This window comes from Vibrio syngnathi (assembly GCF_002119525.1).
Classification (GTDB): domain Bacteria; phylum Pseudomonadota; class Gammaproteobacteria; order Enterobacterales; family Vibrionaceae; genus Vibrio; species Vibrio syngnathi.
The window spans coordinates 378,514-401,027 of sequence record NZ_CP017917.1 but is presented as its reverse complement, the minus strand read 5'-3'; the positions used below and the strand labels follow the sequence as shown (position 1 = coordinate 401,027).

The 22,514-nt window shown below is 43.8% G+C and carries 19 protein-coding genes; 7 read left to right on the top strand and 12 right to left on the bottom strand.

Annotation, left to right across the window (positions count from 1 at the left end; all coding sequences use genetic code 11):
• Window positions 1–34 precede the first annotated feature (34 nt).
• From luxQ to K08M4_RS16655, 5 genes are all read right to left on the bottom strand, one after another.
• Window positions 35–2,608: a quorum-sensing autoinducer 2 sensor kinase/phosphatase LuxQ gene (luxQ, locus tag K08M4_RS16675; protein WP_086050702.1), complete on the bottom strand. Its 2,574-nt coding sequence runs from the start codon at window positions 2,606–2,608 to the stop codon at window positions 35–37.
• Window positions 2,608–3,702: a substrate-binding domain-containing protein gene (locus tag K08M4_RS16670; RefSeq protein ID WP_086050701.1), complete on the bottom strand. Its 1,095-nt coding sequence runs from the start codon at window positions 3,700–3,702 to the stop codon at window positions 2,608–2,610. The genes luxQ and K08M4_RS16670 overlap by 1 nt, the downstream gene beginning before the upstream one ends.
• A gap of 309 nt (window positions 3,703–4,011) precedes the next feature.
• Window positions 4,012–4,326, bottom strand: coding sequence for a GIY-YIG nuclease family protein (locus tag K08M4_RS16665; RefSeq protein ID WP_086050700.1), 315 nt, complete (start codon window positions 4,324–4,326; stop codon window positions 4,012–4,014).
• Complete coding sequence (locus K08M4_RS16660) at window positions 4,327–4,983, bottom strand: YceH family protein (protein ID WP_086050699.1); 657 nt, start codon at window positions 4,981–4,983, stop codon at window positions 4,327–4,329.
• 63 nt (window positions 4,984–5,046) lie between these two features.
• The gene (locus K08M4_RS16655; RefSeq protein ID WP_086050698.1) at window positions 5,047–5,247 is read right to left on the bottom strand and encodes a hypothetical protein; all 201 of its coding nucleotides are present in this window, start codon (window positions 5,245–5,247) and stop codon (window positions 5,047–5,049) included.
• Window positions 5,248–5,442: 195 nt separating this feature from the next.
• Here K08M4_RS16655 and K08M4_RS16650 point away from each other — a divergent pair, with 195 nt between their 5' ends.
• On the top strand, window positions 5,443–5,757 hold the full coding sequence (locus tag K08M4_RS16650) for a DUF496 family protein (protein WP_004730049.1): 315 nt from the start codon (window positions 5,443–5,445) through the stop codon (window positions 5,755–5,757).
• Between the two features lie 101 nt (window positions 5,758–5,858).
• Here the strand turns inward: K08M4_RS16650 and K08M4_RS16645 are convergent, their stop codons facing one another.
• A complete protein-coding gene (locus K08M4_RS16645) occupies window positions 5,859–8,444 on the bottom strand; it encodes an ATP-binding protein (protein ID WP_086051497.1) in 2,586 nt (861 codons plus the stop codon).
• A gap of 814 nt (window positions 8,445–9,258) precedes the next feature.
• Here K08M4_RS16645 and K08M4_RS16640 point away from each other — a divergent pair.
• Window positions 9,259–10,695 (top strand): glyceraldehyde-3-phosphate dehydrogenase, encoded by a 1,437-nt coding sequence (locus K08M4_RS16640; protein WP_009845680.1) that lies wholly within the window; start codon window positions 9,259–9,261, stop codon window positions 10,693–10,695.
• A 245-nt stretch (window positions 10,696–10,940) separates the two neighbouring features.
• On the opposite strand, the gene K08M4_RS16635 is transcribed toward K08M4_RS16640, so the two are convergent.
• A complete protein-coding gene (locus tag K08M4_RS16635) occupies window positions 10,941–12,020 on the bottom strand; it encodes an FAD-binding oxidoreductase (RefSeq protein WP_086050697.1) in 1,080 nt (359 codons plus the stop codon).
• Between the two features lie 119 nt (window positions 12,021–12,139).
• Window positions 12,140–13,801: a hydroxylamine reductase gene (gene hcp / locus K08M4_RS16630; protein ID WP_004730037.1), complete on the bottom strand. Its 1,662-nt coding sequence runs from the start codon at window positions 13,799–13,801 to the stop codon at window positions 12,140–12,142.
• Between the two features lie 273 nt (window positions 13,802–14,074).
• Here hcp and K08M4_RS16625 point away from each other — a divergent pair, with 273 nt between their 5' ends.
• Window positions 14,075–14,305: a hypothetical protein gene (locus K08M4_RS16625; protein WP_009845683.1), complete on the top strand. Its 231-nt coding sequence runs from the start codon at window positions 14,075–14,077 to the stop codon at window positions 14,303–14,305.
• A 53-nt stretch (window positions 14,306–14,358) separates the two neighbouring features.
• A complete protein-coding gene (locus K08M4_RS16620) occupies window positions 14,359–15,522 on the top strand; it encodes an alpha/beta hydrolase (protein WP_086050696.1) in 1,164 nt (387 codons plus the stop codon).
• A 109-nt stretch (window positions 15,523–15,631) separates the two neighbouring features.
• Here K08M4_RS16620 and K08M4_RS16615 read toward each other — a convergent pair whose 3' ends face one another.
• The 3 genes from K08M4_RS16615 to K08M4_RS16605 form a co-directional block, all read right to left on the bottom strand.
• A complete protein-coding gene (locus K08M4_RS16615; RefSeq protein WP_086050695.1) occupies window positions 15,632–16,246 on the bottom strand; it encodes a LysE family translocator in 615 nt (204 codons plus the stop codon).
• Between the two features lie 127 nt (window positions 16,247–16,373).
• Window positions 16,374–17,294, bottom strand: coding sequence for a LysR family transcriptional regulator (locus K08M4_RS16610; RefSeq protein ID WP_086050694.1), 921 nt, complete (start codon window positions 17,292–17,294; stop codon window positions 16,374–16,376).
• Complete coding sequence (locus K08M4_RS16605; RefSeq protein WP_086050693.1) at window positions 17,288–17,749, bottom strand: Lrp/AsnC family transcriptional regulator; 462 nt, start codon at window positions 17,747–17,749, stop codon at window positions 17,288–17,290. The genes K08M4_RS16610 and K08M4_RS16605 overlap by 7 nt, the downstream gene beginning before the upstream one ends.
• 256 nt (window positions 17,750–18,005) lie before the next feature.
• Here K08M4_RS16605 and yjeH point away from each other — a divergent pair, with 256 nt between their 5' ends.
• Window positions 18,006–19,271 carry an L-methionine/branched-chain amino acid transporter gene (gene yjeH, locus K08M4_RS16600; RefSeq protein ID WP_086050692.1) on the top strand — a complete coding sequence of 422 codons (1,266 nt, stop codon included), beginning with the start codon at window positions 18,006–18,008 and terminating at the stop codon, window positions 19,269–19,271.
• A gap of 46 nt (window positions 19,272–19,317) precedes the next feature.
• Here yjeH and pdxR read toward each other — a convergent pair whose 3' ends face one another.
• Complete coding sequence (gene pdxR / locus K08M4_RS16595) at window positions 19,318–20,775, bottom strand: MocR-like pyridoxine biosynthesis transcription factor PdxR (protein WP_086050691.1); 1,458 nt, start codon at window positions 20,773–20,775, stop codon at window positions 19,318–19,320.
• Window positions 20,776–20,865: 90 nt separating this feature from the next.
• On the opposite strand from pdxR, the gene K08M4_RS16590 reads away from it, so the two are divergent.
• Complete coding sequence (locus K08M4_RS16590; RefSeq protein ID WP_086050690.1) at window positions 20,866–21,525, top strand: pyridoxamine 5'-phosphate oxidase family protein; 660 nt, start codon at window positions 20,866–20,868, stop codon at window positions 21,523–21,525.
• An 81-nt stretch (window positions 21,526–21,606) separates the two neighbouring features.
• Window positions 21,607–22,509, top strand: a complete 903-nt coding sequence (locus K08M4_RS16585) for an urea transporter (RefSeq protein WP_086050689.1) — start codon at window positions 21,607–21,609, stop codon at window positions 22,507–22,509.
• The last annotated feature ends 5 nt before the right edge of the window (window positions 22,510–22,514 follow it).

The following is a 22,514-nucleotide window of genomic DNA, read 5'->3' as shown; positions in this document are numbered from 1 at the left end:
ATAACCAGTTAAAGAGCACCATTTAATCTTCATATTAATGCTCAATATCATTCCAATACAATTGTTTGAAATGAACAAAAGCTTTGTGTAACGATGCTTCTTTAATCGGTTTTACGATCACGTAATTCGCCCCTGCAGCCATGAACCTGTCTCTTGTTGATTCTTGAGCATCGGCAGTACATGCGTAAATCGGAGCTGTTACGCCAACTTTCTCTCTTAGTTGCTGAGTGGTTTCAATCCCCCCAAGATTAGGGAGTTGATTGTCCATTAAGACAAGATCGTAAACCGTGCTTTTTGCTAGCTCTATCGCTTCCAAGCCACCTTTTGCCCAAGTAACCACCATCCCATACTTTCTGCAAAATGCCTGTGCGATGAAGGCGTTGGTGTGATTATCTTCCACTAGCAGCACTTTCAACGGCCGGCTAAACAACGCCTCGGGCTTGATATCGGCTTTTGGCTTAACGTCTAATAGTAGAGGCTTGGAGTGTAATTGCACTGGGATTTCTACAATGAACTCAGACCCCTGCTCTTTAACGCTTCGGACTTGAATGTCTCCTTCCAGCATATCGACAAGGTTCTTTACAATCGTAAGCCCAAGTCCTGAACCGCCATACTCCCGAGTCGTCGTTTCTTCTGCTTGAACAAAAGGGTCAAAAATAGCATCGATCTTACTCTCATCAATACCTATGCCACTGTCTTTTACTCGAACAATCAAGCTAGCGTAATCAGTATTCAAGATACTTTCGATTTCAAAACTGACGGAAATACTGCCTTGGTGTGTGAACTTAAGGGCGTTGCTCAGTAAATTAAACATGATCTGGTTCAAGCGAACCTGGTCGGTGTTTATTTTGATGTCATCAGCCAAGTGATTCACAATGGTAAACTCGACGGATTTATCCTCACAAAGTGGGCGATAGATGCTATCTAAGGTATTAACCAACTCTCCTAGAAGGAAATCTTTCTTCTGAATATTGAATTGTCCCTGCTCTATCTTAGAGAAGTCCAAAATATCGTTTAGTACCGCCAGTAGATGTTCGGCACTATGACAAAGTACATCAACCTGATCACGGTTATCTTCACTGTGTATTGAACGTTTAAGCAACTGAGAGACACCGAGAATACCATTCAGTGGCGTACGAATTTCGTGACTCATTTTAGCGAGGAAGTCTGCACGCACACTGGCAAGATGCTCTGCCTCTTCACGCGCTCGATCAGCCTGCCTTTCGGCCTCTATAAGTTTAGTGATATCTTGACCTTGCACCACCACTCCAGATATGCCGTGTTCAACCAGGATTGCAGACATATTCCAACGAAAAACCTTCTCTCCGATTGGCACGTTAATACCCGTTAGTTTTGAGCCTTGAACCACCATTTGGATGTTCGGCAACATACGGAGTTCAAACTCTCGAGCCATTGCACCATAGTTATCATCTTCATCAAATAGCGCCATACGAGCCGCTGGGTTCATCTGAATTAAGTCACCTTTTTCGGACCAAACCAAAATTGGAGAATGCGCAAAATTAAACAGGTCTTGAAATTTTTGGTGTTGCTCTGATAAGCGCTCAAACGTGTCTTCCAACGTGCAGCCAATATGGTGAAATTCGAAAATATTTGAACCATCAAACTTACTGAACTCTTCATTGCCACTTGCAGAGCGGGTGAATTCCATTAACTTATCAAGTTCTGCCGCCACTCTTCTTTGAATCCAAGATCGCGCAAGAAAAGACATGATGATGATCATAACAATCATAACGATGATGGCACGTTCATAGTTCTCTTCGAGTGCAATGAGGTTCGTGTTCTTCTGGACCGCGCGAATGGTAAGAGGCGTTTCAACAGCATTAATCTTAATGGTTGCAATGGTGACGAAGTGACGAGGTAGTTGCTCGTACATTTCATAACTGAGGACGTCTTTTATCGTATAGCTTTCATCACCACTGAATGTCGATGTCACAGGTGTACCATGCGCTTCAATGACAATATTTTCGCAATTACTGCCTCGCTGGATAGATTCAGCCAATGGAAAATTGTTGTCGAGTACAATAGCGACATAAAGCTGCCCTAGAACTTCACCGGTCTTGTTATCAACAATAGGGGTTCGTCGCGCCAACAAATGACGCTTACCGATATCAGTATTCAGCTGAATGAAGTGCCAGTTACTACTGAACGCAACCTCATCAGAAATATGTTTTAAGCTGGACGCATCTAAACCATAAAACTGACCGTTGCCATCCTCCCAAGCTAAACCGTTATAGGTAGAAACAAAGCGTAAGTCAGGAGCATGCTCCGGCTCACGTTGGTCAACACCATAAAAAAAATAGCTCAGAGCCTCTTCGTTGTTGGTATCGAAATACTCCCTTAAAGTTTCACTGTGTGAACTACTGTCTTGATGGATCTGCAGAACGGATAAGCGATAATCGAACATATTTTGGATCAAGCTAGAGGTTTGCTTAACCGTTCTATTCGTCTCTTGCTTAACGATCCTACTGCTTGTTTCGTAGTTATGAATAAGCACGCCAAGCGCCATCACGCCAATCACTAAAATAATGATACGCGTAATTAATTTGGCTAAAGTGTTCTTTGGTGTAATGGCGTAGCTTTTTTTCATTATTGGTCTGAGTACCTAAATGCTCGCTGCTTAAGTTCTAAAATACGATCTGGAGAATCCTCTTTAGTCACAATTTCAAACTCTCCTGAATAAACAGTAGGCACTTCCAATCCGGTAAGATCCCATTTGATCGCCTCTGCCATCGCAATACCCGTATCATCATTCATCCGCATTACCGTAACATCTAAGTCGCCCCTTGCTATTGCTTCCAATTCTGCAGAGCCGCCTCCCCAGCCATTCACTAAGACATCTCGACCAGATTCTCGAATAGCTTCTGCTGCGCCCAGAGCAACATCCGTTGAGCATGCATAAATAAAGTTTAGATCCTTATCGTTAGCTAGGCTGATTTTAGCTGCTTGGTAACCGCTCTCTTTACTTGATTTTGTGTAAAACGACGACTTAAGAGCAAAGTTAGTATCAGAATTCACATCATGGATAAAGGTATCTCCACGAGCATCACTAATATAACCTTCAGAACGATATAACACAGAATACTTGCTGCCCGGTTCACTCACTTTTTTGAAGTAATTCGCTAGCTTTAAACTGCCCGTCATATGGTCGAAACCCACGTACATGAACGGCTGCCTATCTGCCCACGCACGTACTGGCGTGGTAATATTTTGCAAAATCAATTTGGTGTCCGTTGAGCTCAACACGTGTTCAATAAACTTACGGTGTCGCGTCGTCTCTAACGTAAAAATCAAATAATCCGTTTTATTTTCAATCGCTTCTTGCAAAGAGATACTCTGCTGAGTGGGGTTAGCATTGTCACGAGTAAAAACCTGATTTATTTGATAATTAATTCTCAATTTATCTAGGCGTTTCTCAAAGGCTTGGATATTACGAACCCAATAGTCGGAGATCTGTTGCCCCGGGTACACAACTGAAATCGTGATAGGTTCATCCTGAACTTGCCTCAACGGCATAGGGGGATTTTGCACAGCTTCAACCATTTTATCGGTCAATGCTTTTTGCTCTGGAAATTTAGTGAGGTAATCCTGATATTCCCAATAGCCATTCAGGACGTGAGTACCGTGGGAGAGAGCAGACGCAGAAAACACGGCAACTCCCAATAATATAAGTAAACGTTTCATATTTTTCTCGTTTTATATGAGCTACTTTGGCTCATTTTTTCAACCTAGCATGACACCATATCTTTGTATGGCTGAAAGATATTATGTAGGACAACGAGGATAAATGATAGCGTCTAATATCAATTGGAATGGCATTCTAAATAAGCAGTGTGTTAATTTGGAATAGAGATTAAGATTAATGAGTTTCAAGACAAAACCGACCCAATCAAAATTAAAATAGTAAACCAATAAAATCAACAGCTTAATAATAAGTTACGCAGCAATTAACATGAATGACATTGAGTCGATAACAAGAATTCTAACGATGAATTACGGGACTGGAATATACTGAATTTTGTCCTGTTTCCACTCAATGATTAGTTTGAGTGATACTAGTTTTTCCTTACGTGATTTGGGTAACTGTTTGATCGCGTATTCGGTTTTTAACGCCTCACTTTTTGACCCAACACCAATACTCCAAACCAGCTTAAGCGGGCCTTTACCTTTTAAGGCTTTTGCACCTTTGCCCGTTTGATGTTGTTCAAATCGACGTTCTAAGTTATTCGTCACTCCACAATAAAGGGCGTTATGTCGATTGCGGATCAAATACACGACCCAATCCGCACTTTTATCAGGTTTAGACATTTAAAGCAGTGATTCAACCAGAGCCTTAAGCTCTGCCACTTCTTCACGTAGGCTCGCGACTTCTGACTCAAGCTCTTCAAACTTTTCATTCGATGCAGAAGGTGCTGTCGCACTTACCGATGCCGTTGCAAACGCTTCAACATCCACTTCACCGCTCAACAAATGTTGATAACGTGACTCACGCTTGCCCGCTTCACGAGGCAGCTTCACCACTAACGCGCCCGCTTCTCTTGCAGCTAGCTTCTCAAGTGTCGCTTCCACCTCTTTTACATCGCTGAAATTCGCTAGCCGGCCAGTTCGAGTGCGAAGCTCACCTGGAGTTTGTGCACCACGCAATAACATACAACAGATGATTGCACGCTCTTGCTCAGTAAATTGCATATCACCAAATTCCGTATTACAGAAACGATGTTGATATTTGTTTACGCGGCTATTGAAACTGCTTTCATCGCTCACCATGCGACGTGAAATCAAACCATCAACCGCATCTAAAACTTCTGACTCAGACAGAGAGAGAACTGGCTCACGGTTACTTTTCTGATTACAGGCCGTTGTTAGGCTATTCAGTGTCAGCGGGTAATGGTCGGGAGTAGTCACTTCTTTCTCGATCAAACAACCGATAATTCTCGCTTCAATTGGGGAAAGTACTGTGTTCATCGTTTTTCCTTTTTATTATTTTGATCATTCCATCTCAACATTTAACAATGCAGCCAGTAATGACTAATGCTCAGACAAAATCGGTACTCGTTTCTTTCTGCCTTGTTCGTCAATCATCATAATCTTAGAACGATTTAGCTCTATTTCCACGACTTCCAAATTAGTGCGCTCTTGTACATACGCGTCACGAAGCTTGTTTTGTTCTGCCGAAGATTCAACGACATCGTCACCCAAATCTTCTGTTTCCAATTGTTGTTGATTCATTTCACATGTCGTATCAATGCAGTATCTAGATGGGATACTAACTTGAACGGTAAGATAAAAACAATCACACATTAGAGAGAGTGACGAATAATTAAACAACCTTACTTTTGCTTTGATCTAAATACTGTTACATCATCAATTGATGTGCTTTAATCAGAACCAGACAACGTATTTGACGATTAGGAAAAGGAATCTATGAGCAGCGTATTTGAAATTGTTAACCAAGCACGACGTAAGAACAAACTTAAGCGTGAACTTTTAGACAACGAAAAGAAAGTTCGTGACAACCGCAAGCGTGTCGACCTTCTTGATAACCTACTTGATTACATCAAGCCAGAGATGACTCACGATGAGATCCTAGGCATTATCAAAAACATGAAAGCTGACTACGAAGACCGCGTTGATGATCACATCATCAAGAGTGCAGAGATCTCTAAAGCTCGTCGCGACATCAGTCGCCGCATTCGTGAACTAACAGAAGAAGACAAGCAAACTCAAGGTAAGAAATAATCTAACCTAGCGAATTTACTTGTAACAATGTTAGTAACCCACTCTTTGTAGTGGGTTTTTTTGTGCCTAGCAGAGTGATTTAGCTTTAAAATTAGCTTCCCTCACACAATATCTAAGCTGTTAAACAAGTCGTAAAGTTGGTGAGATTTGTAAGGTTTCGGCAAGTAGGCGTTCATGCCTGCTTCAAAGCAATTTTTGATGTCCTCTTCTAAGACACTAGCGGTTAAAGCAATAATGGGTAGTGGTGGGGCTTGTTGATCTGTCTCCCACTCTCGAATCACACGAGTCGCCGTTATACCATCCATAACTGGCATCATGCAGTCCATTAGAATGGCATCAAACTGAGCGCCCTGGGTGATGACATCGACCGCCTCTTGGCCATTACTGGCAATCAAATATTCATAGCCCGCTTGCTCAAGGAAGAAGCTCGCTATCTTCTGATTCATCAGGTTGTCTTCAACAATCAGAATACGTCGATTCAGAGAACGAACTTCTTCATCTTTTACTTCCACAGTCGGTGATTGTACTTCACCGGCATCAAGCGATCGTAGGCTGTTTAAGAAGCGTCTACCCAAAAATGGTAATGTATGAGTCGAGTGAACCGTTTCTGTGATTAGATTGGTTTTAAATAGGTGATGCTGGCACACAATAACGCGAGTCAGCGGATACAACGCCTTCAACGCCTCAAGATCTTTCCTCATAGAGTGATGCAGCGTGTGACAATAAAGCACCAAATCACTTTCTTTCAGGCTCTCACCAAGATCCGAAATGGATGACACAACATTAGGTCGAACATTTAAGCGCTCGCACTCTTTGACCAATTGATCGAGGTAATTGAAAGAATTAGAAATAATTGTCGCACGGCTTAGGTTATCGAACGTTTGAGCGTGAGCCTCGACCGTGTCTACATACAAACAAAAGGTGAATGTAGAGCCACCTCCTTTCACTGAGCGTGCGGTAATGTAGCCGCCCATCAAGTCAACAAGCTGCCGACAAATCGCAAGCCCTAGCCCTGTACCGCCGAATTGGCGAGTAATACTGCCATCTTCTTGAGTGAAAGGTTCAAAAATGGACTCTAGCTTCTCTGGCTCAATCCCAATCCCGGTATCAGACACACTGCATTCAAGCTTACCTCGCCCCAAAGACATCGGTGTATAAGCAATATCCGTTGTAATCGTGCCTTTTGAGGTAAATTTAATAGCATTAGACAGCAAATTGGTTAGCACTTGTCGAACACGATACTCATCGAAAAACAGCTGTGTTGGGGTTTGAGCATCAATGTTGATATCGAGTTCAATGTCTTTACTGATCGCTTTCGACAAAATTACGCTCACAGAGTCGTAAACCGCTTCTCGCAAATCGGCATTATGCGGCGACAACATTAAGTTACCCGACTCTATCTTAGAAAGATCGAGAATATCATTGAGTAACACCAACAACGAATGTGAAGACGACTCTATATCCTCAAGTACCTCTTGTTGGTTAGCGCTCAGTTGGCTCTGAGATAAAATTTCCGCCATACCGATAATTCCGTTAAGCGGCGTACGTATTTCATGGGACATGTTCGCTAAAAATGCACTCTTGGCTTTATTCGCAGAAATCGCATCTTCTTTTGCTTCTATCAACTCTTGGTTGTGTTGTTGGTTGCGTTCCATAACTCTATTTAAAGTATCTACAAATTCAGCGAGCTCATCATTACCGTTGGTTTGTATGGCTTTATGCTTACCATCAGCGCATTCCGAAACCCCTTTTAAGATAAGTGATAGATTTCTATTTAAACGCAGAGAAGTGGTTGAGCTTAACCATAATAAGACACCTGCGACAGCAAGTATCAACAACGTCATTACCAAGGTTTGCTTTTTTTGTCGGTCAATACTCTTTGTTAAATCCAATTGAAGTTGCTTGGTATAAGCACCAACCGCCTTTGAGATCGCCAGTTTCTTTCGCTCTAAACTTTCCACATGTTCATATATTTCAGGTGCCGAGAAGTCACCTTTGAGAAGCCGAGCAGTAAAACGGTCTTGAAATTCATCTTGGGAAAACATGTTTAACAGTTTGCTAATTTCCAGCGAGTGGCTGTCTGATCGTAAAAACGTACCTAACAGCTGTTGTTGCCTGTCTAAAGCACCAACATAGCTCAATAAATATTGATCGATCAGCTCTGGAGAACGATACAAGCGGTAACTCAGCCACGCTTCTCGCTGAGTCCAGAACACGTAGTGAGTAAGGTTGATAAACATCGCATCTGTTTGGCTGATCTTTTCGTCCACTATATTGGCACGATATTCAGACAGCTCCATTAACACGCCTTTTAACAGGTCAAAGGCTCGTTCTGTTTGCTGTGCGTTGCTGACAGTAATCTGTGATGCTTCGCTGTCAAGACTAGTGGTTACCCGCGCGAGCTTCTTTAACACACTCTTTAACTCAATCAACTGCGGCTCGACAGTCCAACTGTTGTCGAACTGTTGAAGTTGTATTTCGTAATGAGCAAGCCTATCCACTTCTGCTTGCAGCTCTAAAAATAACGGACCTTTCTCTGGGGAGTCTTTAGACAGCACTAACCATTGATAAGCACCACTTGAAACAGCATTAAAAGATTGAAGTGCTTCCACCTTAATTCGCGTTGCTTCAAGGTGATTCATCTTCTTATCGTTCTTGAGCACTTCATTGACTGTAAACCCAAACATGATGAATACAGAAACTGTTGAAAGAAAAATAAGACGCCATCTAATTGACATATTTATCATTTTTATAACGACTCCTTTCCCGATAGTATTTTTACCTAGCCCAATATAAGAATAGGACATTAACAGGAGTTATTGATCAAATTGAATATGAACAAATGACATTATGAGCTAATCATAGGGAATTGGCGTCAGTCGTTATCCACACACAGGATTTAAGGAGGAAGGTCTGTTTTAAACAAGTGAAAGGATAAGGTTATGCCTCTAGATGACCGCAAGTCACTGCTCTAGAAACCAATAAACACCAAAGTTAAGTCAAATTTGTGAGATCTAATCGTTTGCGTCACGAACTTTCCGTACTCAAACTCAGCTTATTCAAAGGTCGAACAAGAAAACTCGCTGAATACCTTATCTGTCGTTTACTTTTTAAGTGTAACTAGTGCTAATGATCACATCTTCAATGATCGCAATTCCCTTTATTACACATCATGTTTTGATCTGAGTATTTTTTGGCGAAAATTAAGTGCTACAGACTGTTAAAGTCAATAGCCTTTCTTGACACTAAAACCTTAATTTATGACCAATTAAAAGCCAATTTTCAGACAATTAATCTATGTTTATTTTTCCTAGCAGAATAACTCGTCGTACCTTACAATCCCGCCACATAAAAATTACAAATTACACACAAGGCATATCAAGCAAATTTAAGTGGCGTTAAAGACCACCAAAGCTTAGATAGCTCAACTCCCCCATGCACTCATGGCTACCCTACATTCGCTATGATTGCAGAAATTAACGTGAAAGGTCCCGAGTAAAGATGAGTCCCGAAAAGCACCTCCTAGACTGGCAAACTAGTCAAACTATTGCTGAATCAATCGCTCCTACTTTAGGTCAGTTGTACCGCCAAAAAGGCGTTGAAGTTATCCTCTTCGGTAAAACACTGGTTAACGCAACAACTATCGACATCATCAAAGCTCACCGCATCGCAAAACGTTACACAGGTTCTCCGCTTACCGCAGAACAGACTCAACCCATCATTCAACACCTTCTCTCTATGGACTTGTCTCCATGTCGTATCGATGTTGGTCGCCTTGCTCATACATTCTGGCAAGATCGCGAAGACACACACGGGTTGGATGATTTCCTACAAACTGCACTTTTAGAGTCGCTTGAAGGCGAGGCGATGACAGAACCTCGTGATGTTGTCTTGTATGGTTTTGGTCGTATTGGCCGCTTGCTCACTCGTCTATTGATCGAGAAAAGTGGCCCAGGTTACCCACTGCGTTTACGTGCAATTGTTGTTCGTGGCGGCAAAGATGGTGACTTAGAAAAACGTGCAAGCTTGCTACGTCGTGACTCTGTTCATGGCCAATTCAACGGCAGCATCGTTGTAGACCAAGAACGTAAAGCGATCATCGTTAACGGTAACTTCATCCAAGTTATCTACGCAAACAAGCCAGCAGAAGTGGATTACACATCTTACGGTATCGAGAATGCACTTGTGGTTGATAACACAGGTGTGTGGCGTGACGCTGAAGGCCTAAGCCAGCACGTTGCGTGTAATGGTGCGAAGAAGGTTCTACTGACTGCGCCAGGCAAAGGTGAAATCAAGAACGTCGTATTTGGTGTAAACCAAAATGACATTCAACCAGAAGATACGATCATCTCTGCTGCAAGCTGTACAACCAACGCAATTACGCCAGTATTAAAAGCGGTTCACGACAAGTTTGGTGTCCTATCAGGTCACATCGAAACGGTTCACTCATTTACCAATGACCAAAACCTAATCGATAACTTCCACTCAGGTGATCGTCGTGGTCGTGCTGCTTCATTGAATATGGTACTGACATCGACTGGCGCTGCTAAAGCGGTATCAAAAGCGATGCCAGAAATGGAAGGTAAGCTAACAGGTAATGCGATTCGCGTACCTACGCCAAACGTTTCAATGGCAGTAGCAAACCTAAACCTTGAGAAAGGCACAAACAAAGAAGAGTTGAACGAATACCTACGTGAAATGGCGCTATCTTCAACTTTATCTGCACAGATTGATTACACCGACTCAACCGAGATTGTATCTACCGATTTGGTTGGTTCTCGCCACCCAGGTGTGGTTGACGGTGTTGCAACTATCGCGCAAGACAACCGCGCTGTTCTTTACATTTGGTACGACAACGAGTTTGGCTACAGCTGCCAAGTTGTTCACTGTATGGAACAGATGATGGGTGTTCGTTACAAGACATACCCTGAAGTTTAAACGACTTCGATCTTGTAACTAACTCAGCGCAAACGGCTCCACAACATAATAATTATATCTGCGAAGTCTATTATGGGCTTCGCAACCCTTCTTGTTTTACTCCCCCGTATAAACAGGAAGGTTGCCACTTAGATCTGCTCTCTCTATCTGATCTAAGTGGCCTTTTTACATCTGTTACTTTAATTTTGGTCTCTATTACGCCAACTTTGTCTTCTTCACTCTAACAAAGCTCGACTTCACACCTGTTACAGCTCAACCTCAACATCTGACTGAATCGTACTCGAACACGCAAGGACATAACCTTGCTCAATCTGTTCTGGCGTCAATGTTTCTTGGCTGCTTGATTCCACTGAACCTTTGGTTACTTTGCACTTGCAAGAACCACAAATCCCACTGCGACAGGCAATAATAATCGGAACACCAGCTTTCTCTAATGAATCAGCGAGTGGTGTGCCCGCCTCCGCTTCTACTTCTGCGCCAAATGCAGGAACAAACACCTTAACGGCACTATTTGAATCTGCAGGCGCTTCCGCTTGTGACTCTTCTGAAGCTGTATTGCTATTGGCCAATGAATCCGTGTTTGGGTTCGCTGGCGTGAAACTTTCTTGATAGAAATTTTCCATGTTGAATTCTAGTTCTTTCAGGTAGCTTTCTATGTTTTGCATAAAGCCAACTGGGCCGCACAGATAAACCGTTCTTTCTAAGATATCTGGGCTGAGTGTGACCAACCAGTTCTTATCTAGACGACCTTGAGGTACTGTTGTCCCTTCACTGTCCTTCAGCAGCAACTTAAGGTTAAAGTTGGCGTGTGTCTCATCAAGTTGGTAAAGCTCTTCAAAGTAGATGGTCTCGCGTCGATTACGTGCCATGTGAACAAAATCGATCTCAATATCACTACCTTGAGCCAGCCAATATTTTGCCATCGCCATCACAGGTGTAATACCGCAACCTGCACTCACTAACGTCACTTTTTTCGTTGCTGTCGGCATGCAATCAATACAGTTAAACGCGCCAGCAGGCTTCAATACTGAAACCTCATCACCTTCATCAAGTTCATCAACAATAAAGTTCGAAACCAAGCCACCTTCCACACGCTTTACTGTCAGTTTCAGACGGTTATCTTCAGGACAAGACGCGACAGAATAAGCACGGTAATCCGTTTTCGTCGGCATATCCAAACCCAACGTGATGAACTGGCCAGGCTTAAAATTGAAATGTAAGTCTTGTGGAACGCTGCCAAGCTCAAAGCTGACCGTATCTGGCGTCTCATGCCATTTCTTTAAACACACTAAATTGATTGAATCGCTATCCGACCATGCATACATAGTTCGTGTACCTTGCTAATGACTAGATGATTAAATGACTAAAGATTTAAATCGAAAAAGCCCCGCCGTTGTCTGTTTTAGAAAAACGTCACAACAACGGGGCTTAAAGTGGGCTTAGATTAAGCCGCTAAGATTGTTTTAAGATCTTGCTCTGGCGTTGAGATAGAACGCATATCGAACTCGTCTTGCATAATCTTTAGTAGATTTTCTGTTAGGAAAGCTGGCGCTGTTGGGCCCGTGTAAATACCTTTCACACCAAGAGCGAACAGAGTAAGCAGGATAACGATCGCTTTTTGCTCGAACCAAGATAGAACTAGCGTTAACGGAAGTTCGTTGATGCCACAATCAAACTCTTGAGACAGTGCGATAGCAAGTTGAATCGCAGAGTAAGCATCGTTACATTGGCCAACATCTAACAGACGTGGGATACCGTTAATGTCGCCGAATTGGTTTTTGTTGAAACGGAATTTACCACACGCAAGCGTTAAGATTACTGAATCTTCTGGCGCTTGTGCTGTGAAGTCTGTGTAGTAGCTACGCTCAGACTTGTCACCGTCACAACCACCGACTAGGAAGAAGTGCTTGATGTTGCCTTCTTTCACTTGCTCAATAACCGCAGGTGCCGCTTCCATCAGTGCGTTACGACCGAAGCCAACAGTGATCATTTGCTCGATCTCGTCGTGTTTGAAGCCTTCTTGCGCAAGAGCACAGTCGATTACTGCACTGAAATCGTCGCCTTCAAGGTGATCAACACCCGGCCAGCCTACGATGCTACGTGTAAATAGACGGTCTGCGTAAGAACCTACATCAGGGTTAAGCAGGCAGTTAGATGTCATTACGATGGCACCAGGGAAGTTCGCAAACTCTTTTTGCTGGTTCTGCCAAGCGCTGCCGTAGTTACCCGCAAGGTGTGGGTACTTGTTCAGTTCAGGGTAACCGTGTGCAGGTAGCATCTCACCGTTAGTGTAAACGTTGATGCCCTTGCCTTCAGTTTGTTGAAGGATCTTTTCTAGATCATGCAAGTCGTGACCAGAAACAAGAATACAGTGGCCTTTCTTAGTCTTCACGTTCACGGTTGTTGGTTGAGGGTGACCAAATGTATCTGTCTCACCTTTGTCCAGCATTTCCATTACTTTGTAGTTCATCAAGCCAATCTGCATAGACGTATCTAGCAGTTGTTTTAGGTCAGATGGGTCAGTACCTAAGAAAGCCATGATTTCATGGTATTCAGCGAAAATAGCATTGTCAGTTTGACCAAGAACACGCGCGTGCTCCATGTAGGCTGCCGCACCTTTTAATCCGTATAGGCAAAGAAGGCGAAGACCAATCACATCTTCATGTTGAGAGTCGTGACCACGGTTTACCGCAGCCTGAGGGGCAAGCGCCAATAGCTCTGAAGAATCTGTAGGAAGATCGAATTGCGCAGCAGCCGAAAGTGCTGGGATTTCAAAACCGATCAACGTAGCAGCCGCACGTACCTGTTGCTCTAAACGCTGCTTAAACTCGTGAGATTGTTGTGCGAACTCGATAATACGAGCAGGGTCGAAGTTAACGTTAGTCAGTGTTGCGAAGAACGCTTTTGGTGCCCATTCGTCAATTTCAGTATCAATAACATCGCAAGCGCGGCCTAAATTAGCCCAGAAAGAAACACCTTGAAGAGAATGCACCAACACGTCTTGAAGGTCGGATACTTCCGATGTTTTACCACACATACCTTGTGCGAAAGAACAGCCTTTTACGGTTGGGGTTTGAATTGTTTGTTCACATTGAATACAGAACATAAGGGCTCCAGTAATATTTTAGTTAACTGTAAGTACTTTGCTTACAGTGACTTATTCCAAACCCTATAGAGCATCAAGCGTGCCAACTTTTAAGTCATTGATTTTAAGGTGTTTGTTATTATCCCGCAATTTTAGTGCGTGATTATGACTACATATAAACTCTCAATCTATACACATGCGAGTCATAGTGACTCTCTAAAATTTATTAACGGTGTTCATGTTTCGTTCAGAATAGAAGCGATATAGTGACAACATAGAAAGAGAGGAATGAATATGAAAAATATACTAGTTACGATTGTTGCATTGTTTACCGGCCTTTTGGCGCTATTCACAAGTTTGATTCTTGCTATTCCTTTAGCTATTGCAGCTTTAATCACTGGCAAGCGCATTCAGAATCAAATGAAGAAACAGGGTTTCGCAGCTCACATGAACACACGTCAATCATCAACCAGTGATGCCGGTGTTATTGAAGGTGAATACGAAGACCTTTCAAGCAGAAAGTAATCTAAACTTCAGTTTCAGACATAGTGAAAGCACAACAGAGACAAGATTACATAATGCAAAGAAAACCCCTCCTAGCACTGCTCGCCTTAACGACTTTAAGTCTCGTTGGTTGTTCCAACGAGACACCGATACCCGCTTACCAAACATCTCCTGACTTGCCTAGCTATCAGCAAGACAGCTTTGATGCCTACGTCAATGACACCCAAGATTGGTTATTGAAAAACCGCGTGTTCATGGCGGAAGACAAGCAGCTAGAGATTCAACTCAATTCACCCACCGAATACAAACCTGCGACACCTAACGGTAAGGCAGTTTTATTAGTACATGGGTTAGGTGATTCTCCGTACTCATTTAAAGACATCGCAACGCACTTAGCAGAACAAGGTTACTTAGTGAGAACCGTATTGCTACCGGGCCACGGCAGTCGTGTGGGTGACCTAATGCAACCGAGCTTAGAAGATTGGCAAGGTGTGGTAGCTCACCATACTAAGTTGCTTGAGCAAGAGTATGATTCTGTGTGGCTTGGTGGCTACTCAACAGGTGCAAATCTCGTCACGTCACAGGCGATGAACGATCCTAAGATCTCAGGACTACTGCTGTTCTCTCCTGCGTTTCAACCAAGCTCGTCTGCCGTTCAATACGCTGGGCTAGCAAGCTACTTTGTCACTTGGGCTGATCAAGATCCTGAAGACAATATGTTGCGTTACAACTCACTGCCAATGAACGGTGCCTCGGTTTACTACGAGACATCAGAAGTGGTTCGCGAAGACTTACAAGATAAACACTTCGATAAACCGGTGTTTATTATGATGAGTGAAGGCGACAGTGTGATTGATACCCGCTTCGTTCAACAAGCGTTTACTGAATCGATGCCCAATCCAAACAATGTTTTGGTTTGGCAAGGAGAAACCACACTCGACGATCCTCGCACTGTTCAATACAGCATGAAGATCCCAGAGCAACGTATTTCGAACGGTTCTCATATGGGTTTGCTGTTCTCACCAAGCAATCCGTATTACGGAATCAATGGTAGCGAGAAGATCTGCTCCAATGGTCAAGAGGAAGGTTTTGAAGAACAGTGCAACGCGACAAGTGAAGTGTGGTACTCAGCGTGGGGATATCGTGAAGATGGAAAAAACCATGCGCGTTTGACCTACAACCCGTACTTTTCAGACTCGATGCAAAAACTTGATGCGGTTCTGAATTCAGAAGGCTAACAAGCACAAGACTATCGAAACGAATCCATAGAAATCAAAAAGGCTCACTAGATAACGTCTAGTGAGCCTTTTTAATGGATATCGTTTCTTGCCAGTATATGGACTACCGCTATATCGTCCACACCACACGCACAGCAAGTAGAATCAACACCACACCAGATAGTCGGTCAATCAACTGGGCTTTCGAGCGAATACGCTCAACAATCAATGGGCTAGACAACACCAAAGTGATGAAGGTGTACCAAAGGCCATCAACAATCAGCGGCGTTGAGACAATAATCACTTGATTGGTCAGTTCATTTCCTAACGCTACAAATTGACTAAACAGAGCGATGAAGAACAGTGCGATCTTTGGGCTCAATATAGAGATCAAAAAGGCCTCACGCGCAGATTGCATGTAACTCATCTGCTCACCCGCTTCCAATTTCGCGGCAACCCCACCTCTTGAGCGTAACGCGTTTATACCGAGATAAAGCAGATACGCTGCGCCCGCTAAACTAATCCCTTTGAACAACATAGGTGATTGCTCAAGCACAACGGCTAAACCAACAATGGTTGCGAACGCATAAATACCGATGCCTGCGGCGTGAGACCAAGCCGCGACAAGACCATTGATACGTCCACCAGCCAAACTGTGCTTTGCAATCATAGCCAAGCTTGGGCCCGGAGACATTGCACCCAACAAGCAAATCGCTAATAAAGAAAACCAAATTGTTACTGTCATCATTCCATTCCTAGTGACACAAAGCGTTCCAACTGAACGCTCTATACTTAATACTCAATACTTGGCACTTACCATAATTCGCAGAAGGTATTATTTGAAATCAAAGATTATCATTATACTTATGAATTCAAGTCATACTAATATTGTAGCTCGACTTTTGCATAGCTTGAAATGCCTTTTCTCGCGCCCATTTGTGGGCAGAGTCGTTGTCATATTTAGGGTGCCACATTAACCAATAGGTGTGCATTTCCGTATCAAATGGCAAAGAAAAATAGGCAGTGTCGAGGTGTCGACCTAAGTTATAGGCGATATGTTCTGGCACGATCATCAGATAATCGTCTTGCATTAACACCGTGCCAGCCGATGAGAAGAACGGAACCTGCAGAGCCACTCTACGTTTAAGTCCTTGTTTCTTCAATGCTAGGTCCGCGTAGCTGTCTTTATCTCCGCCACCTGTCACTTTGATGTGAGAGTAGCTGACGATATCTTGTGCACTCAAAGTCGATTGGTGGGCTAATGGATGCGACTTGCGCATCAAACACACCGATTTATCTTCACCAAGCTTGATGCTTGATACATGTTCTGGCTTTGTCGGAAACATACTGGAAGCCAAATGAATACCCGACTCGTTCAGAGCTTCAAGGTAGTTTGGCTGCCACAAGCGGAATGCCAAATTAATGTTCGGGGCGTCGGCGGACACCTCTGCAACAATAACAGGAAGAATATACTGAGCCACATAGTCACTCGAAGACAATACCAGTTCACCCTGCCAGTCTTGCGGTTCAAAGGGTTTATCGTCTAAAAGGTGGTCGAACTCTCCAAGTAGATCGTCGAGTTTGCCTTTGAGTAACAAAGCACGGTTAGTCGGAACCAGTTTATTGCCATCACGAACCAGCAAAGGATCGCCACATAGATCTCTAAGCTGAGCCAATTGACGGCTCACCGCCGACTGCGTGATGTGCAAACGCTGAGCTGTTCGACTGACATGACACTCTTCAAGAAGCACATGCAGAGAGCGCAGTAGGTTTAAGTTGATATTGCCTAACATGAATGCACCTTCGCATTCTGTTTGTTAAAAAACTCCGTCAAAACCGTATGAGTCATGAGGTGTCGAAGTTCTGGGTAGCTTTGCTGATGGTCGCGGATTTGATTCAAACGTTCCATGCTTTCAACTTCAACATAAAGCATCATGTCTGTCTCACCGCTAATAGAGTGGCACCATTGCACCTCATCAATACTCTGGATTCGTGTCGCGTAGGACTCACAACTATGGTCGCTGCTCGACATGTCGAACTTCAACAAGATGTAAGCGCACACATTCTTCGTTTGGTTGGGCTCTGCCACTTGAGCACAATAACCCGTAATCACTTTGTCGCTTTCCAGTTTCTTGATTCTGGCATTCACCGCCGAGCGCGAGAGGCTGACATCTCGCGCGATATCGCTCACTGAGCATCGTGCATTGGTTTTGAGAATATCCAAAATCTGACGATCAAATTTATCCATGCTTCTGATTCTTTCCATTTATTGTTCTATTTATAACGCCTAATTTGACACAACTTTCCTACTTATAACAGCCATTATGACAGCCGACACTTTCACGCTTAATCAAGTTAAAACCGTTAAATTGACGGTGTCTTAAGACGTTTCGCTAGCTGCATTATTAATATCGACAATGTATGCTCTCATTCATAGCATCACCCAAACATCAGAAGACAGGCATAAGAAGGCCGATATGATAAGCCATTAGCTAGGAGAGCGAATGACACAACTCAAACAAGAGATCACCTTGATCTCAGGAATAGGACAACTCTCAACAACTTTGCTTGGCACTGGACTCTTTATGATTCCCGCAATTGCCGCAGGCATTGCAGGGCAGTTATCACTACTAGCATGGCTAATCCTGTTTATCGCCATTTGCCCGATTGCACTCACCTTTGCCGCATTAGGAAAACGATACCCCAATGCAGGTGGCACGGCCTATTTTGTTCGCCAAGCCTTCAGTGAGCGATTAGAAACCAGCGTAGCTTGGTTGTTTGTGAGTGTTATTCCTGTCGGTATTCCGGCTGCCATTGCATTGGCAGGAGGTTTTGCACAACAACTATTGCCAGCACCTCTCGACACACCACTTGGTGCTCAGTCCTTTACAGTCGCTCTGCTTATTGCTGTCAACTTGATGGGCAGTAAGTCTTCTGGCCGCTTACAAACGGTGATTGCCTTGTCGATTTTGGCCTTGGTTAGCGCCTTTGTTTGGAAAGCCGACATCACTACAGCGGACATCGCCGTTCCGACCATGACGTCCGATTCAATGTGGTCAATTGGTGCTGCATTGGCGGTCATGTTTTGGTGCTTTGTCGGGATAGAAGCCTTTGCTCACATGGGAGAAGAATTTAAGAATCCACAGCGTGACTTCCCCATCGCGATCATTGCAGGGTGTTTCGTTGCGGGCATAGTGTACTGGGCTTGTTCAGTGGTTATTATCAAGCTAGGCGCTTATGGTTCGCCGGAATTTGATGCTGCATCCATCCCGTGGGTAACAGAGCAACTGTTTGGCAATGGCTTTAAAACCGTCATCAGTGTGCTTGGCTTCTTTGCTTGTTTTGCGAGCCTAAACCTTTATACCCAAAGCCTGTCTCGCATGATCTGGGCCCAAGCTCGCCAACACACACCTACCAGTAAAATGGCGCTACTTAACAGCCGTGGCGTACCACTTTACCCAACGTTAGCCATTGGATTTATCGCACTGATCTCATGTGTGATTGGTGAGTTGTCTAATTTGGACCTTGAATTCTTTCTTAAACTCGCCAACGGTATTTTTGTGCTGGTTTATCTGCTTGCAATGTTAGCGGCTTGCCGATTGCTGACTGGCGCATCTAGGTACACTGCCATGCTCTCATTGGTCATCTGTACTTTAGTGTTTATCTGTTTAAGTTGGTCAATGCTCTATGCCGTCACTATTTTTGTGACATTGTCACTTCCTTGGCGTAAGTGGCTAGGTAAACCCACCGTTTCTGTCGACAAGTTATAACTCGATTAATGATGAATCGACAGATTGTAAGCAAGCCCTACCAAACTTACTGATAAAAAAGCCGAGCGATCTGTGTGATCTTCGGCTTTATCTCAGCCAAACGGATATTTCCAAACCCCAACACCGCCCCACTCCAATCACGAGCATCACTTGATCCATATTCATAAAAGTCAAAAGGACGAATGATGATATTTTCAAGTTCCGCTCTACGGCTCCACTCATGTTCAGATATACCTTGGTACCACTTCACGGTCACATGTAGCCCTGCCGCCTGACTGATCACTTCAAGATCGCCATGAAACTCGCTTTCAATCGCTTCTATCATGGCTTCATACTTGAGTTTGTATGACCGGCGCATCTTTCTAATATGACGCAGCAAGTCGCCTTCGCGAACAAAATCCGCCAACGCTTCCTGTGTGTGGGACGCCGTGTCTCCGGTGAGCGCATCTTTAATCTCAAGACACTTCGCCACCAAGTTTTCAGGCACCACCAAGTAACCTAAACGAAGGCCATTGAACATCACCTTGCTCTGGGAACCGACATAAATGATTCGGTCATCGAATCCCAATTTGCCCGCTAAGCCTTGCATGCTGGTATAAGGGCGATGAGCAAACTGGAACTCACTGTCGTAGTCATCTTCAATAATCCATGACTGATGTTTGTTAGCCCAATCGATCAACTTGAGGCGTTGTTCAGTATTAAGCGTCGTGCCCATTGGGTATTGATTACTCGGGGTGACATAGAGAGCCTTAGCATTACTGGACAACACTTTTTCAATATCAAGACCGACCTTTTCACGGACACTGACGCCATCTAACTCTAGCCTCAACAGATCGATAATTTTATGCACTTGTCGATAGCCGGGCTCTTCCACAAGGATTTTGTCGCCCGCCACTAACGTCGCCATTAATCCGATTGAGATGGCTTGCTGCGCACCTGCGGTGATGATGATTCTATCGGCACTACAATTAACCGAGCGACTACTCGCAAGATACCCGCTCAATGCATCCCTCAAGGCCAAGCTTCCCTGAACCTCTTGATTACCCGCAATGTTCTGACGCGTAGAGTGACGTTGCAGCAGCCTCTGCCATTTCGCAAAAGGGAATGCATCTAAGTCAGGTACTCCAGGGGCAAAGCTGCGGTTAATGTCGTTAGGTGTCACTATGTTTGCACTCGGTTGACTCACTACACGCTTAACCTGTGCATCCTGAACACTGTGTGGCTGAGACAAACTTAGGAAGTGCTCTGGCTGTTCAACCGACACATAAAACCCTGAACCTTGCTTGCTCTCGATATAGCCTTCAGTAACCAGTTGTTCATACGCGTAAATCACCGTATTTCGACTTACTGACAATTCCACAGCCAACTTACGTGTTGAAGGTAACTTACTGCCCTTGCTCCATAAATCGTGAACGATCTTCTCTCTGATCGCGTGGAACAAGGCGGTTTGACGCGTGTCGTGTTGTTCGTCCAACTGTAGGTCACCGACATCAATAGGCTGCATAACTGGATCCAAATAGTGTTTAAAAGTGGCTCTATTTAATAGACCAGTTAATCGCTACATTAATCAAAAGGCAATGATTAAGGAGTGATTATGTTATCTAACACGAAAAGAACCACGATTAAAAAAGGGGCTCACAAAGCCGTATTTGAACAAGAGAAACTGCACCAAATTATTGATGAGAGCTTAATCGCACACATTGCATTGCAGGGCGAAGAAGGGCCAATGGTTATCCCGATGCTCGCGTGGCGAGTCGATGACATGGTTTACATTCATGGAGCCAAAAACAGTCGCTTATTGAGAGATCTGAAAAAAGGAGAACCCACCTGTTTAACGTTCACCTTATTCGATGGTTGGGTGTTGGCTCGTTCTGCATTTCATCACAGTGCACATTACCGTTCTGCTGTGGTATTGGGGTCATTTTCAGTCATCGATGACAACCAAGAAAAAGATCGCTTATTGAACATCTTCATTGAGCAAATCGCGCCGGGAAGAACCGACGAAGTCAGGCTCAGTAATGAGAAAGAGCTCACCGCAACCGAGCTATTGGCGATACCGTTAACGGAAGCCTCCGTGAAGATAGGTAAACATGGAGTGAATGATGATAAGGCTGACATGGATATCCCAGTATGGGCGGGTGTATTGCCTTATCGCACCGTTGTAGGACCATTAGAAACCGTTCCAGAGCAAGAAGGCATCATTGAAACGCCGGATTACCAACAAGCTTATGGTGAACGTTGGTATCAAAATTAACACACTTAGGTAGTCAAAAGGATGGAGTTATATACAATCTGAATTACAAAAAATTAACATGACTCATGATGTAATCAGACGATGAAAACGAATAAGGATATCCTACCATTTCAAGGCTTGCTCAATGGCATTGGGCAAGTCTATTTCACACCGTCTGCCATGACGTCGCTTTTGCTGTTGCTTGCCATTTCGATTGAATCACTTCCACTTGCTTTCCTTACCCTGCTTGGCGCAAGTTGCAGTTATGCATTGGCTCGTTATTCCATCAAACAAAGCAAAAACCTTGATAATGGGATGTTCGCGCTAAATGGGGCTTTAATTGGTTTATTTATCGGTAACTTTTTTGGTGCCACACCATTATTGGCTTTAGTGACTGTGTTAGGCGCGTTGCTCACAGTTCCCATTGCAAATATTGTATCCCGCTTTAAGAAATATCGCGGTTACACTAGCGCCTTTATCCTCACCTCTTGGCTGATTTATATTATCCAATCAAGCTTAGGCCTTTCGGTATTTTCTCCATCCAACTCCGTATTGATACCCATAATCAGTTTTGAGGCAAACTCGTGGTTCAACCTACCGACAGTGGTGATCCCGTTGTTAAAAGGGATCAGCCAAGTCAGCTTTATAGACAATGCGTTGTCAGGGCTCGTTATCTTAATCGCCATCGCGCTTAACAACCTAAAGCATGCCACTTGGGTTGTGCTAGCAGTAATAATTAGCACAGCATTTAGCGATTTGATTGGTGCTTCTGATGAACTGGTAGCTCAAGGTCTTTATGGATACAACGCCATCCTTGCAACTCTTGCGCTTGTACTGTATCCACGAATCCCATGGGCCTTAATCCTATTAGGAATGCTTCTAAGTTGTCTCATCACGCTCGGCTTTCATGAGTTGTCACTACTGCCAATCACCGCCCCTTTTATCCTTAGTACATGGATAATCATCTACCTATCTACTCATTTTCAAAAACTAGACAAAACCTAATGAAG